The sequence below is a fragment of the Stenotrophomonas sp. 82F1 genome, assembly GCF_056861525.1.
Genome location: NZ_JBSPUD010000001.1, coordinates 63,731 through 78,476 on the forward strand (window position 1 = coordinate 63,731; position 14,746 = coordinate 78,476).

10 protein-coding genes and 1 tRNA gene are annotated in these 14,746 nt (G+C 67.3%); 6 read left to right on the forward strand and 5 right to left on the reverse strand.

Annotation, left to right across the window (positions count from 1 at the left end):
* The first annotated feature begins 25 nt into the window (after positions 1-25).
* From ispH to AC13GI_RS00310, 3 genes are all read left to right on the forward strand, one after another.
* Positions 26-976 carry a 4-hydroxy-3-methylbut-2-enyl diphosphate reductase gene (gene ispH, locus AC13GI_RS00300; protein ID WP_099821031.1) on the forward strand — a complete coding sequence of 317 codons (951 nt, stop codon included), beginning with the start codon at positions 26-28 and terminating at the stop codon, positions 974-976.
* Positions 977-1,496: 520 nt separating this feature from the next.
* The gene (locus tag AC13GI_RS00305) at positions 1,497-3,380 is read left to right on the forward strand and encodes a M61 family metallopeptidase (protein ID WP_482995183.1); all 1,884 of its coding nucleotides are present in this window, start codon (positions 1,497-1,499) and stop codon (positions 3,378-3,380) included.
* Positions 3,377-4,042, forward strand: a complete 666-nt coding sequence (locus tag AC13GI_RS00310; RefSeq protein ID WP_380655042.1) for a lysoplasmalogenase — start codon at positions 3,377-3,379, stop codon at positions 4,040-4,042. The genes AC13GI_RS00305 and AC13GI_RS00310 overlap by 4 nt, the downstream gene beginning before the upstream one ends.
* A gap of 80 nt (positions 4,043-4,122) precedes the next feature.
* Here the strand turns inward: AC13GI_RS00310 and AC13GI_RS00315 are convergent, their stop codons facing one another.
* From AC13GI_RS00315 to AC13GI_RS00335, 5 genes are all read right to left on the reverse strand, one after another.
* Entirely contained in the window at positions 4,123-4,827 is a 705-nt protein-coding gene (locus AC13GI_RS00315; protein WP_482995184.1) for a hypothetical protein, read from the reverse strand.
* The gene (locus tag AC13GI_RS00320; RefSeq protein ID WP_482995185.1) at positions 4,824-5,792 is read right to left on the reverse strand and encodes a hypothetical protein; all 969 of its coding nucleotides are present in this window, start codon (positions 5,790-5,792) and stop codon (positions 4,824-4,826) included. Before AC13GI_RS00320 ends, AC13GI_RS00315 begins: the two co-directional genes overlap by 4 nt.
* Positions 5,793-5,837: 45 nt before the next feature.
* The gene (locus AC13GI_RS00325; RefSeq protein ID WP_380655161.1) at positions 5,838-8,552 is read right to left on the reverse strand and encodes a TonB-dependent receptor domain-containing protein; all 2,715 of its coding nucleotides are present in this window, start codon (positions 8,550-8,552) and stop codon (positions 5,838-5,840) included.
* 95 nt (positions 8,553-8,647) lie between these two features.
* Positions 8,648-9,616: a FecR family protein gene (locus tag AC13GI_RS00330; protein ID WP_380655051.1), complete on the reverse strand. Its 969-nt coding sequence runs from the start codon at positions 9,614-9,616 to the stop codon at positions 8,648-8,650.
* Positions 9,613-10,167: an RNA polymerase sigma factor gene (locus AC13GI_RS00335; protein ID WP_236512618.1), complete on the reverse strand. Its 555-nt coding sequence runs from the start codon at positions 10,165-10,167 to the stop codon at positions 9,613-9,615. Before AC13GI_RS00335 ends, AC13GI_RS00330 begins: the two co-directional genes overlap by 4 nt.
* Positions 10,168-10,380: 213 nt before the next feature.
* Here AC13GI_RS00335 and AC13GI_RS00340 point away from each other — a divergent pair, with 213 nt between their 5' ends.
* The 3 genes from AC13GI_RS00340 to AC13GI_RS00350 all read left to right on the forward strand — a co-directional run bounded on the left by AC13GI_RS00340 (position 10,381) and on the right by AC13GI_RS00350 (position 14,531).
* Positions 10,381-13,269 (forward strand): autotransporter domain-containing protein, encoded by a 2,889-nt coding sequence (locus AC13GI_RS00340; protein ID WP_482995186.1) that lies wholly within the window; start codon positions 10,381-10,383, stop codon positions 13,267-13,269.
* A gap of 97 nt (positions 13,270-13,366) precedes the next feature.
* Entirely contained in the window at positions 13,367-14,371 is a 1,005-nt protein-coding gene (locus tag AC13GI_RS00345) for a 2-hydroxyacid dehydrogenase (RefSeq protein WP_380655058.1), read from the forward strand.
* 84 nt (positions 14,372-14,455) lie between these two features.
* Positions 14,456-14,531 (forward strand) — tRNA-Thr (locus AC13GI_RS00350).
* Positions 14,532-14,746: the final 215 nt, after the last annotated feature.

The window sequence follows — 14,746 nt, forward strand, 5'->3', positions numbered from 1 at the left end:
CGGCCGCTGCCGGGAGACTGAACTGATGGATGTGCTGCTCGCCAACCCGCGTGGTTTCTGTGCCGGTGTCGATCGTGCGATCGAGATCGTCAAGCGCGCGATCGAAACGCTCGGCGCGCCCATCTATGTCCGCCATGAAGTGGTGCACAACCGCTTCGTGGTCGACGACCTGAAGCAGCGCGGCGCGATCTTCGTCGAAGAACTCGACGAAGTGCCGGACAACAACACCGTCATCTTCAGCGCCCATGGCGTTTCCCAGGCCGTGCGCCAGGAAGCCGAGCGTCGTGGCCTCAAGGTGTTCGACGCCACCTGTCCGCTGGTGACCAAGGTCCATTTCGAAGTCGCCCGCCACTGCCGCGCCGGCCGTGACGTGGTGCTGATCGGCCATGCCGGTCACCCGGAAGTGGAGGGCACGATGGGCCAGTGGAACCGCGAAGCGGGCACCGGCCAGATCTACCTGGTCGAGGACGTGGAGCAGGTGGCCACGCTGCAGATCAACCAGCCGGAAAACTTCGCGTACACCACCCAGACCACGCTGTCGGTGGACGACACGCGTGGCATCATCGATGCGCTGCGCGAGCGCTTCCCGGCGATGCAGGGGCCGAAGAACGACGACATCTGCTACGCCACGCAGAACCGCCAGGACGCTGTGCGCGACCTGGCCAAGCGCTGCGACCTGGTGCTGGTGGTCGGTTCGCCGAACAGCTCCAATTCCAACCGACTGAGTGAGCTGGCCCGCCGTGAAGGCGTGGAGAGCTACCTGATCGACGGTGCGCACGAGATCGACCCGGCCTGGGTGGTGGGCAAGCAGCACATTGGCGTGACCGCTGGTGCCTCGGCACCGCAGGTGCTGGTCGATGGCGTGCTGGCGCGTCTGGCCGAGCTGGGGGCTTCCGGTATCGGTGAGCTGGACGGCGAGCCGGAATCGATGGTGTTCGCGCTGCCGAAGGAACTGCGCCTGCGCCTGGTCGACTGACCGGGAAGAGCTTCATCCACGCATGGCGTGGATCTACCGATGGGCCTGCCGGTTTATTGCGATGGCGCATCTGGTGGGTGTGAACCTTGGTTCGCACGGCTTCGGGATGCAGGTCATCCACGCATGGCGTGGATCTACCGATGGGCCTGCCGGTTTATTGCGATGGCGCATCTGGTGGGTGTGAACCTTGGTTCGCACGGCTTCGGGATGCAGGTCATCCACGCATGGCGTGGATCTACCAATGGGTCTCCCGGTTTATTGCGATGGCGCATCTGGTGGGTGCGAACCTTGGTTCGCACGGCTTCGGGATGCAGGTCATCCACGCATGGCGTGGATCTACCCGGTACTCCTCCGCTTTCCAGTAGATCCACGCCATGCGTGGATGCTGTCAGTCTTCGCCAATGCTCCGATCAGGCTTTGCCGCATCAGGTCGGTGCACTGGCAACCATGACCTTCGGCCATGGGGCTCGGCACCTCACAGGCCTAGCATCGAGGAATCCTCTGCTGCTGGAACCTGCCGATGAAAACCCGTGCCCTGGTGATGTCCGTGCTGTTCGCGCTGGCGGCCACGCCCGCGCTGGCGCAGACCCCGCCACCGGGTGATGCCGCCGCCCCGGGCCTGCTGCGCATCGATGTCGACGCGCGCGACCTGGCCCGGCGCATCTTCAAGGTCACCGCCACCGTGCCAGCCAAGCCCGGTCCGCTGACCCTGCTGTACCCGCAGTGGATTCCCGGCAACCATTCGCCCACTGGCCCCATCGACAAGCTCGCCGGCCTGCGGGTGACCGCCAACGGCAAGCCGTTGGCCTGGCAGCGCGACCAGTTCAACGTATACGCGTTCAAGGTGGAGGTGCCGGCGGGTGTGAGCGAGATCGTCGCCCACTTCGATTTCCTGTCTTCGCAGGGTGGAAGCCAGGGCCGGGTGGTGATGACCCCGGAAATGCTCAACCTGCAGTGGAATGCCAATTCGCTGTATCCGGCCGGCGTGGACGCGCGCAACCTGCAGGCGCAGGCCAGCGTGACGCTGCCCAAGGGCTGGGCCTATGCCACCGCGCTGGAGACCGCGCGCCGCGATGGCGACACCGTGGTGTTCAAGCCGATTTCCTATGACCACCTGGTCGACTCGCCGCTGTTTGCCGGCGAGCATCACCAGCGCATCGACCTCGATCCCGGCGCGAAGGCACCGGTGCACCTGAACGTGTTCGCCGACGATGCCAAATCACTGAAGCCAACCGATGCGCAGCTGAAGGTGCATCGTGCGCTGGTGCAGCAGGCCGACAAACTGTACGGCGCGCGTCACTACGATCACTACGAATTCCTGCTTGCCCTGACTGATCGCCTCGGCGGCATCGGGCTGGAGCACCATCGCTCCAGCGAAAACAGCGCCGACCCGGGCTATTTCACGGAGTGGGACAGCAACGCGTGGATGCGCGACCTGCTGCCGCATGAGTACACCCACTCGTGGAACGGCAAGTACCGTCGCGGTGCCGATCTGGCCACGGCCAACTTCAACACGCCGATGGGCGACAGCCTGCTGTGGGTGTACGAAGGCCAGACCCAGTTCTGGGGCCAGGTGCTGGCCGCGCGTTCCGGGCTGTGGACCATCGAGCAGGCGCGCGACATGCTCGCGAACGTGGCGGCAACCTATGACCGCGGGCGCCCGGGCCTGGCTTGGCGTCCGCTGCAGGACACCACCAACGACCCGACCATCGCCCAGCGCCGCACGTTGCCGTACCGCAACTACCAGATGAGCGAGGACTACTACTCCGGCGGGCAGATGCTGTGGCTGGAGGTAGAGGGCAAGCTGCGGGGGCTGACCGGCAACCGTCGCAGCCTGGATGATTTCGCGCGTGCGTTTTTTGGCGTCGGCAACGGCGATTGGGACGTCAATCCGTACACCTTCGACGACGTGGTGGCGACCTTGAACGGCATCGCGCCGTACGACTGGGCCAGCTTTCTGCGCCAGCGCCTGGACGGGCACGGATCGCTGACCGGCGGCCTGGAACTGGCGGGCTGGAAGCTGGTCTACCGCGATGCGCCAAACGAGGCCTACAAGGCACAGGAAAAGCGCGCGAAGGCGGCGCTGCTGGCCTATTCGCTGGGAGCGACGGTACTCGACAGCGGCGTGGTCGGTGATGTGGTCTGGGACAGCCCGGCGTTCAATGCCGGCCTGGCGCCGGGCATGAAGGTGATCGCCGTTGGTGGTCGCGAATACAGCAGCCAGCGCTTGAAGGACGCGGTGGCTGCGGCGGCCACTGACAAGGCGCCGATCACACTGCTGGTCAAACAGTTCGACCGCATCGATACGATGAAGATCGACTACCACGGCGGCCTGCAGTATCCGGTGCTGGAACGCATCAGCGGCCGCCCGGATCGCCTTGCAGAGCTGTGGAAGGCGCGATGAGCCTGCGTACGCGCGATGGGCTGATCCTGGTGGTGGCCGTGCTGGCCATCGTCGGCGCCTACCTGGACGGCGACGGGCGTTGGCTGCACTGGTTGGCCAAGCCGGCGACCACGCTGCTGATCGCCGCCATCGCCTGGCAGGCGCGGCCGGTAGCGGATGCGTTCTACCGGCGCGCGGTGCTGGCCGGCATGCTGTTGTCCTGCGTGGGCGATATCGCGCTGATGCTGCCGATCGACGCGTTCGTGCCGGGGCTGGTTGCCTTCCTGCTGGCGCATCTGTGCTACATCGCTGCGTTCCGTGCCGGCCTGCGCGCAGGTCGCGGATTGCTCGCAGCGTTCGTGCTGCTTGCCGCATTCGCTTCGATCAACGTCGCCGGCCTGTGGCCGCATCTGCCGCTGCCGATGCGCCTTCCGGTGCTGGCCTACGTCGTGGTACTGGCTGCCATGGCAGTGCTGGCGCTGGCGCGTTACTGGAAGCGGCCGCACGCCGATGCGTTGGAAGCAGGCAGCGCGCGTTGGGCCGCCTCCGGCGCATTGCTGTTCGTGGCCAGCGATTCGTTGCTGGCGTGGGATCGTTTTGGCGGTGGCCTGCCGTTGGCCAGCCTGCTGGTGCTGTCCACGTACTACGCCGCGCAGTACGCCATCGCCCGCTCGGTGCGATAGCAGAAAAGGGGACGGAGGGGATCAAGTCGCTTTGGCCATCGTCGCGCCACTTGCGACCTGATCCCCTCCGTCCCCTTTTTCTACTGCAGGTTGCCCTTGGCGTCGTAGCGCAGGCGCACGGTCTGGCGGTCGCCCGCCACTTCATCCGGCAACCACACCAGCTTGCCGCCCTTGCGGATGACCACATACACATGGCCGACCTGGGCCGGCGTACGCATCAGGGCATTGCGCTGCTCCTGCAGGGCCTGCGTCACCCGTGGCACGGCATCGAAATCGATGTTGGCCAGTGCGGTGCTGCTGCGGCGCAGGGTGATGGTGGGTGCGAACTGCTGCGGATTCACCGCGTCGCCCTTGCGCCACTGCCCGCGTTGGTAGTGGTAAGCATCCACATGGCCCGGCTGCTGTGGGTCGACCAGGTCGATGTCGATGCGACCGTCGTCATGGAAGTGGATGCTGTGGAAAACGACCAGGCGTTCGCCGGCCAGTCCGGGCATCGCTTCCAGCGCCTGCCTTGCAGCCTGCAGGCGCTCGCTGTCGAGCAGCAGGTTGGGCCGTGCCCGCCCGGGCACGCGCATCGGTTCGAAAGCTGCCCGTGGCGTGGCGATGGCCGCCGTACGCAACGGTTGTTCCCAAGGATGTTGCTGAGTTGCATCCGCAGGCGCGGTCGATGCGGCGCCGCGCAGGGTCGCATCAACGGTCTGTAGTGCACCGCCCGCCGTGGCGACGCCGGCCAGGGCCAGCACCACGCCGGCGAACACCAGCGGTGTGGACACGGGCCGCTTCACGCGTCCTCCATGCGCACGCTGCGGCGATCATCCGGGTCGTACAGAATGTCGACCTGCCCGCGAGGAATGTTGGCCAGGTCAAGCAGCGCAACGAAGCGGCGCACGCTGGCCTGCTGCACGTTGCCCTCGCGGTCGAGATATTCCAGCTGGAACTCCACCTGCGGTTGTTCGTTGACGTAGGTACCGGTCTGGCGCACATCGAGTACCCGCGCTTCGGCAGCGATACCGCGGTACTTGAGCGCTTCGCCGCGCGCGTCGATCTGCAGCGTGCCGGCCAGCAGGCGCGCCAGCAGGCGCAGGCCGATCAGGTAGCTGCACAGGACCAGTGGGCAGATCAGCAGTGGGTGACCGAATCCGAGGAACGTCCAACCCATGCCATCGCTCTGCAGGCGGTAGGCCATGACGTACGCAGCAGCGACCACGACGATGCCGACCAGGCCGCCGATCGCGCGGCGCCACAGGCTGGCGCGGTCCAGTTCCGGCTGCGCTCCTTCCAGCATCAGGTTGGGTGGGGTGCCCGGCGTGCGGCTGAGCAGCACATCCAGCTGTCTGTCCACGGCAAAACGCTGCAGCTGTGGCTTGCTGTCGACCACGACCAGCGTTTCGGTGATCGGCGTGCCGGACAGGTTGTCGAAGGCCAGTTGCAGCCGCCACTGCGCGAAGCCGCGCACCTGCACGCCAGTCTGTTCGGCCTGCTCGATGCGCGCGCTGCGTGGCTCGCCGTTGGCGAGGATGCTGCGTACGCGTTGCAGTGCGCGCGGTGGCGCCAGCAGCAGGTAATGCAGGAAGGCGTACAGCAGCACCAGCCACAGCGCCAGCGACGTCGCCAGCAGGCCAAGCGCCAACCATGGCGCGCTGCGGTCGCCCAGGTCCATCGGCCAGCTGGTGCCGTAATAGAGCAGGCAGGGGAAGGGCAGCGCGAAGAACAACATGAGCGCGCCCAGGAACCAGAGGTAGGCTTTCATGACTCGCCTTCGACGCCGTGGAACAGGCGGCGTAGGGTACTACGCTCAGCGGAATTGCAGGGTCAGCAGGAAGTAGCGCCCCAGCGGATCGTCCAGTCCGGCCATCTGCCCGCCGCTGCCGACAAGGTAGTTCACCGGCCGCGTATCGAGCAGGTTGTGCACGTCCAGAGCGGCAATCACGCGTGGGCTCAGCCGGCGCGCCAGGTGCAGGTTCCAGCGCAGCTGCGCGGGGTTCATGCAGCGGCGCTGGTCATGCTGCTCCTGCGTGCATGCTTCACCGGCCAGCCATGCGCGGGTGCGGCCGACGCGGTTGCCACGCAGGGCGATGTCCCAGGAAGGGTTCTGCCACTGCACGTTGAGAATGCCCGCGTTCGCCGGCGTGGCATGCCCGCGCAGGTCCACCGATTCGCCATGGCTGCGATCACGACGCAGTTCCTGCTGCTTCAACGCATCCAGCGAGAACAGCCATTGCCCGTTGCGGCCGGCATCCACCCGGTACTCGCCACGCAGTACCCAGTTGCGTGAGGTGGTGCGGCCGATGTTGTCGAATGACAGGCGAAGATCACGCAGGCGGCCCTGCTCATCCAGCTCCCAGGTACCGGGATTCCACAGCGCATCGCTGGGTTGCAGGGCAAGGATCTCGTTGCGCAGTTCGACGATGTTGTGGGTCAGTGACAGCGAGAACGCATCGCTCGGTGTCCAGCTGGCAGCCAGCGAGTGGCTGCGCGAGGTCTCCGCTTTCAGTGCATCGTTCTCCACCACCTCTACTTCCACCGCGCAGCCGCCACCGCGCAGCGGGCGCGCGCACGGCGGCAGGGAAGCCGATGCGGGCAGGGGATACAGGCCGAAGTAGCCCGGCGGTCGCCGCCGCTCGAAGATGCTGGGCGCGCGGTAGCCGCGGCCACTGGCCAGCAGGAACGACCAGTGCGGGCTCGGACTCCAGCGCAGGCCGGCACGCGGCGAGAATGCGGTGTCACTGCCATCGCGGTCCAGCCGCGCAGCCACGTCCAGGCGCAGCGTCGGCGCCAACGGCAGGCCCAGTTCGGCGTAGGCGGCGTTGCTTTGCCGGGTCAGCCGGCGCTGCTCCAGCGGCAGGCCCAGGGCCAGCTCACCCTTGCCCAGCAGCGGATCGGGCAGCGACGTCCAGCGCTCGCGGCGCAGGTCGATACCGGTGGCCAGCTGTGCCGCACCGCCTGGCAGTGTCATCAGGGTGCGCTGCATGCCCCACCAGCCCTGCCACTGTTCGGTACGACCGCGGTTGTGGATGGCCGGAAACAGCTCGTCTGCCAGCCCCGGCGGCAGGGTGGAAAAACCGGGCAGGAAATCCAGCGTGCGTGCGGCCTCCAGCAGGCGCTCGCTGCGCACGGTGCCTTCGGTGCGCAGGTCCACCTGGCTGCGCTGCGCGCTGAGGCCGGCATCCCAGCTGCGGCCGGTGCGCTCGCGGCCCATGCCGAAACTGACGTCGCCTTCAGTGGCATGCACGCGCGGGCGCACTTCGCCGCCTTCCTGCAGGACCACATTGAGGATCGCGCCACGGCTGAAATTGAGGGCGACGGCGGTCGGGCCCAGTTCAAAACGCTGGCGGTTGTGGCTGGCGCGTGCTTCCACATAGGCGTAGCGTCCGTCACCGCGCTCGTGGCGATAGCGCAGGTAGCCGGACAGCGTTTCCGATGCCGGCTGCAGCGAGCGCGGGCGGGCGTTGTCGAACCAGCAGCCGTCGTCTTCGCGCTGCAGCGGCGGATGGCACTGCGTGGCCGGGTAGTAATCGCCGTTGCCCAGGATCAGCCCGATCGGGTACAGCGAGGTTTCCGCATGCCAGTCGCGCTGGTCACCGGCCACATGCTGCAGGCGATGCAGGTCGACGCCGGCGAACCAGCGGTCGCCACCTTCGCGCACGCCACCCGTTGCCGCCTGCAGCCGGTACTGATCGCCGTCGCCACGGCTGCTGACACCCGACTGCAGCGTAGCTTCCGGCCCCTCGGCCTGGTCACGCAGGATGATGTTGACCACGCCGGACATCGCATCGGCGCCGTAGATGGCCGACGCGCCGCCACGCACCAGTTCGATGCGCTCGACGAAGCTGAGCGGAATGCCACCCAGATCGGTCAGCCCGCCTTCTTCCAGCGAGACCATTGGATAGCGCGGCAGGCGCCGGCCATTGACCAGGAACAGGGTCGCGCGCGGGCCCATGCCATCCAGGCTGGTGGTGGCCGCTGCGCCGACCGGCAGGTACAGCGAATCGCCACTGCGCGAGGTGCTCAGGGGCGGGTGGCCGTTCATGCCGGGCAGGTGGCGCAACAGGTCGAACAACGTGCCGTAGCCGCTGCGCAGGATGTCTTCGCGGTCGATCACCGTTACTGGGAGCGTGGTCTGCACGGAGGTGCGCGGCAACCGGCTGCCGGTGACATGGATCGGCGCCAGCTCCACCTGCACCGGCTTCGGTGGCGCCGGCGGCGGTGGCCGCTGTACCGGCTGCGCGACCACGTCGGCTGGCGCAGCATGCCGGCGCACCACGAATCCGCCGCTGGGTGTCTGCAGGATGTTCACCGGCATGCCGGCGACGAGCTGCTTCAGCGCAGCGGCCGGCGCCAGCGAGCCGGCGACGCCGCCGCTGCGCAGGTCGGTCAGCTCACGCGCGTCGAATACCAGGGCGATGCCGCTCTGGCGCGCCCATTGCTGCAGGGCCGGCGGCAGGGCGCCGGGAGCGATCCGGTAGTCGACCTGCCTGACGGCTTCTGCTGACGCCGCCGTTGCCGTCACGCCCGGCACCAGCACAACGCACAGCAGGGCCTGCAGCAGGCCCCACCGAAGCGCGTCCCAACGAAGCACACCCGGCGCCGGCATCGGCCGCCGCCTCAGTAGGTGCGGCGCAGTTCCAGCGCGCCATCCGAGCGCGGCTGGCCAGCAATGGACCACCCCAGTTCCAGGGCGGAAAGCAGTTCGTGCGCGTCGCCTGCACGGAAGGTGCCGCTGACCGCGAGGTCGGCGATGTCCGGGTCGGCGACCACCAGTGGCGTGCTGCCATAGCGGTTCATGCGTTCGACCACGGTGGCCAGGGGCGTGCCGTCGAACACCAGCTTGCCCTGTGGCCAGGCCTCGGCGGCAGCGGTCGAGGATAGCTGCGGGCCCGGTTGGATCTTGCCGGAGGCCAGGACCTGCAGCTGCTGGCCCGGCGAGAGCGTGTGCTGCGCGCTGCCACTGGTGACTTCCACCACGCCTTCCAGTAGCGCGACCTCGACCCGGCCGTCAGTCAGCCGTTCCACCTGGAAGGTGGTGCCGATATCGCGGATCGAACTGCCGCCGGCCTGCACCCGCAGCGAGCGCGATGATGGTTCGACCTGCAGCTGGATGCGACCGTGTTCCAGCGCCAGTTCGCGCTTGCGCCAGCCGAAGCGCGCGGTGAGCGTGGTGCCGGCATCGAGCGTGGCGATGCTGCCATCGGCCAGCGTTCGCTGCTGCGGCAGCAGGCTGGCGTTGGCATAGGTCAGCGGTGTGGGGTTGCCATCGGTGTACAGCATCCAGCCCAGGCCAACGGCGAGGCAGACGCCGGCAGCGGCGGCGACACTCGGCAGCCAACGCCGCTGCGGCCTGCGTGCTGTGCGTGCAGCCGCGGTGCGCAACCACGGGTCGCCGGCCAGGCCGGCACTGCGCTGGTGCAGCTTCTCGGCCTGCACCCAGGCGCTGACATGCGCGGGATCCTCGGCCAGCCAGTCCTCAAAGGATTGACGCTCTTCGGGGCTGCAGTCGGGGGCGTCCAGCCGGGCTACCCAGGCGCTTGCGTGTTCAAAAAGCAACGTGTCATCCCTGTTGTCGTTGCGGATCATTCGGTGTCTCCATCATTGTGGAGAGGATCGGGGCCCAGCTCCTTGCGCAGGCCCTGCAATGCACGGGCAATGTGTTTTTCCACGGTCTTGGCGGTGATGCCGCAATGCCGGGCGATCTGTGTATAGCTCATCCCGGTGATGCGGTTGAGCAGGTACACCTCGCGGGCACGTTCGGGAAGCTTGAACAGTGCCTGGCGCAACAGGGCGAGCATCTGCCCGGATTCTGCCTGACGCAGCGGATCAGGAGAAGCACTGGCGGCTTCTTCGTTGCCGTCGCGCTCGGTCAGCGACAGGTGGTTACGCGATTGCGGCGAGCGCCCGCGGTCTGCCAGGCGGTTGCGGGCAATGCGATACAGCAGCAGCCGCAGCTCCTCGGTGTCGTGCGCGCGGTAGCGGATCAGGCGCTCCATGCAGTCCTGGGCGATGTCCTCGGCATCCTCGGGGCCGACACCGCGGGCGCGCAGGAAAGCACACAGCGGCGCGCGTTCCTCGCGTACGAATGCGATGAAGACATCCGGAACCCCGGGCAGTTCCGGCGCAGGACGGAGCAAAGGGGAGGGCACGGACAGGGGAGGGCCTCGAACGACGATGACGGACGCGTCATCGAGTTTTACGCGACGGTGACCGGATGGGGAAGCCCACGTTTCTTCTGCATTTCCATTGTGAATGCATTCATCTTTTTCCTCGTCGCCGACTGGGGGCGTCCGCCCTGCTGCTGCGTTCTGCTTTCGACCCGCGTGGTGCGGGCGGAGAGAGAGAACGCAATGAAGCATTCGAAGTTGAGCATCGCCCTGGCAGGCCTGGTGGGTATCGCGACCCTGGGCCAGATGGATGACGTCATGGCAATGAATTATCACGTGCAGGGCGATCGCGTCGTACTCAGCGGCGGTGTCACCGTCGCCGACGTGGTCGCATTGCCGGCGTTGCTGGCCAAGGCGCAGGCCGAAGGCCGTCCGATCCGCGAAGTCGTGCTGCGCACCTCCAATGGTGGCGCGCTGATCGCGGGTGAGTGGCTGCAGGGGGTGATCCGCAGCAACGGCCTGAACACCATCGTGTCCGGCCACTGCATCTCGTCCTGCTCGATCATGCAGTCCGGTGGCGTCGAACGTTACCTGGCCGGCGACCTGCCGCTGGTCGACTCGGTGCAGATCCACGCCGCCAGCAACAGTGGCAAGGTGATCTATACGCCGTCGCCGCGGATGACCGAGATCTACACCGGCAACTACGGCGGCGGCATGGATGCCGGCCTGCTGCACAAGGCCATGTACGAGGTGGTGCAGCCCAACGGCCTGCTGGTGTTCCGCGATCCGGCCCGGACCACCGGCCCGTCGGTCAGCTTCGATCCCGATGGCAGTGGCCGCAAGCTGGAAACCTTCCCCGGGCAGGACATCTACAGCAACAACATCATCACCGCCGCCGGCTACCGCGACCCGGGCGACACCCTGACCGTCACCGGCAATGTCAGCGGCGACATCAACCCGGGCTACCTGCGCACCGCTCGCCAGCTGCAGGCGTTCGTCGATGACGACTTCGCGCGCTGGAACGATACCGACTTCGCCACCACGTACATCAACTATGCGGTGAACATCTACAACCGCTCCAGCGCCGGCCCGAACGGCATCGGCCCGGCGTCAGTGCAGGATTACCTCAACGACCCGGGCACACGGCAGCTCCTGCTGGGCCAGTTGCGCCTGGATGAGCTGGATGCCTCCACGCTGGGCAACTCGGCCGGCGTGATCCGCGTCGCCAAGGGCGGCACCTGGCGCACTGCCGAAACCACCGGCGCCGATTTCATGCTGGTGGAGAACGGCACCATCGCCCTGGAAGGCGGTGCCCTGCGCACCCCGGAGCTGCGCGTGCTGGCGGCCGGCATGGTGGTCGGCCACGGCGACATCGCCTCGGTTGCCACCGACTCGAACGCACTGCTCGATGGCACCGGCCCCTCGTTCCGCGAGGATGGCTTCAACCGCCTGCGCGTGTACGGCGCCCTGATGCCGCGTGGTGGTGACCTGGTCACTCACGGCTACGTCAACATCATGCCGGGCGGCAAGGTACTGTTCGACGTCACCGAGGCGGGCGGCACCAACAGTGGCCGCCTGCGTGTGGGCGACTTCTACGACAGCGGCACCAACGAGGGTGCACTGGTCATTTCGCCGGGCGCGCACCTGGAACTGAACGTGGCGCAGGGCTTCTACGCCGGCAACTACCAGCGCGAACTGGTGAGCGGCCCGATCTACCAGGGCGGTTTCACCGATGCGGTGCGCCTGGGCGACACCGGCTATACCGCCAGCATCACCAATGGCGAGGTGTTCCGGCCACGCCACAACTCGTTGCTGAGCTTCAACATCAAGCAGACCGCCGAGGGCCTGTCGCTGACGGCGAACCCCGGTTTCGACCAGCTCGCGCAGCTCACCGGCAGCAACGGCAACGACGGTCTCGGCCGTGCGCTGGCCACGGCCGGCCAGCGCCAGGATGCCGGCCTGAAGCCGCTGCTGGGTGCACTGCAGTTCGCGGACCGTGATGTGATCGCACAGCAGGCCGGTGCACTGCGCGGTGATGGCCATGCCAGCCTGCGCCTGGCCGACAACGCGCTGGTCGGCAGCATCGGCAGCGTGGTGCAGCAGCACCAGGCCGCACGACGCAGCGGCAGTGGTGACGCCGGTGGCCTCGCGGCACAGGCCGCGCAGGCGGCGTCGGCACAGCCCGGCATGGCCAATGGCAGCCTGTTCAACCAGCTGGCGATACACCTGGTGGAGCCAGCGGGGGCGGGCGGTGGCAACACCGACTTCGGCGGCGAAGCACCTCGCAACTACGGCCTCTGGGGCCGCGGCTTCGGCAGCCACGGCCGCATCGACGGTGAAGGCGGCGTGGCCGGCCTGAGCCATACCGTCGGCGGCATCGTGCTGGGTGCCGATACGCAGCTGGCCGATGACCGCGTGACGCTGGGCGTCAGCGTTGCCGCGGCGGACATGTCGACCAAGGGCCGCGATGGTTCCGGCTTCACCGGCGACGTGCGCGCGCTGGATGTGGGCGGTTACCTGGATGCCACCTACTCGCGTGGCTACCTCTCGGCCTCGGTGCGCTACACCGACCTGCGCCACGACACCCGCCGCAGCATCGAGGGCATCGACGGCCTGCAGGGCCCGCTGCGTGCCAAGTACAACAACGATGCGATCTCGGCCCGCCTGGAGCACGGCTTCTCGTTCACCACCGCCAAGGGTGTGGTGATCCAGCCGCTGCTGCCGGTGGTCGATTACGCGCGCACCTCGGCCACCCGTTTCAATGAAGGGCAGGGTGCTGGCGCGCTGGTGGGGCGTGGTGACAGCCTGGAGAGCATCCGGGTCGGCGCGGGCCTGCAGTTGTTCAAGACCTTCGAAGGCAACAACGGCGAGCGCATCACCCCGCGCGCGCGCGTGGTCTGGCAGAAGGAACTGGGCGACACCCAGGCCCGTTACAGCACCGGCTTCGCCGCTGCGCCGGACCTGGTGTTCGGTGCCAGCAGCCAGACCGTGGGCGAGCAGGTGCTGGCCTGGAACCTGGGCGTGACCAGCCGCGCCAGTGATCGCCTGTCGGTGATGGTCGACTACGTGGGCGAGCGTCGCGACGGCCAGCTGCAGAACGGCGTGATGCTGGGCCTGGGCTATACGTTCTAAGGCAGTAGCGGCACCGGCGGCCTTCGCGCCGCCGGTGCCATCCCCATCGGTCTGCGGGTGCGCTATGGTCGTGGCGGATTTCCGCGCAGACCTTGCCATGCACATCGCCGTATTCAGTGCCCGTCCCTACGATCGCCGCTTTCTCGAGGAAGCCAACGCGCGCGAAGCGGCAGAGCAGCCGTTCCAGTTCGTGTACTTCGACGCCGCGCTGGACGTGCACACCGCCGCACTGGCACAGGACTGCGCTGCCGTCTGCGTGTTCGTCAATGACCGGCTCGATGCGCCGGTGCTGCAGGCCCTGCATGCACTGGGCGTGCGCGCGGTACTGCTGCGCTGCGCCGGCTTCAACAATGTGGATCTGGCCGCTGCGAACGCGCTCGGCCTGTTCGTCGCCCGCGTGCCGGCCTACTCGCCGGAAGCCGTGGCCGAACACGCACTGGCGCTGGTGATGACCCTCAACCGGCAGACCCATCGCGCCTACAACCGCGTGCGCGAGGGCAACTTCATGCTTGATGGCCTGCTCGGCCGCACCCTGCATGGCAAAACCGTGGGCATCGTCGGTACCGGCAAGATCGGGCTGGCCACCGCGCGCATCTTCCGCGGCATGGGCTGCACCGTGCTGGGGCACGATCCGTATCCTTCGCCGGCGTTCGCCGAGATCGGCGCGATGGTGGAGCTGGAGGAGCTGCTCTCGCGCTCGGATATCGTCTCGCTGCATTGCCCGTTGACCCCCGATACCCAGCACCTGATCGACGACGCCTCGCTGGCGCGGATGAAGCCCGGCGCGATGCTGGTCAACACCTCGCGTGGCGGCCTGGTCGATACCCATGCGGTGATCCGCGCGCTGAAGTCGCGCCGGCTCGGCCACCTGGCCATCGACGTCTACGAGCAGGAAAGCGCGCTGTTCTTCCAGGACCTGTCCGGCGAGATCATCGACGATGAGGCCTTCCAGCGGTTGATGACCTTCCCCAACGTGCTGGTGACCGGCCACCAGGGCTTCTTCACCGTGGAGGCGCTGCAGGAGATCTCGGCGATCACGCTGGGCAACCTGGCCGATTTCGCGGCAGGGCGGGAGTGTGGCAACCGGGTGGCGGCGGGTTGAGAGCCCGGGCGGGTGGGCGTTTGACGGCAATCGTCACGACCGGATTGACCGCAGGGGTGGGGCGACCGTAAAATCGCCTGCTCAGCCGGAATAGCTCAGTTGGTAGAGCGGCGCATTCGTAATGCGTAGGTCGTAGGTTCGATTCCTATTTCCGGCACCAGTTGTAATGAAAAGCCCCGGCCTCGGTCGGGGCTTTTTGTTTGGCCGGCACGGCCATTGGTAGTGCCGGCCGCTGGCCGGCTGCTTCAGTAGTGCCAGCCCATGGCTGGCAGCCCAGAATTTCGAGCCTGCGGCTCGCTCGTCCCTCCGGCTTCCCAGGCACTTAGTTCTTCGTGCTATAGCTGACCTGTAGGCCGCATTCGGCCCCAATGGGCC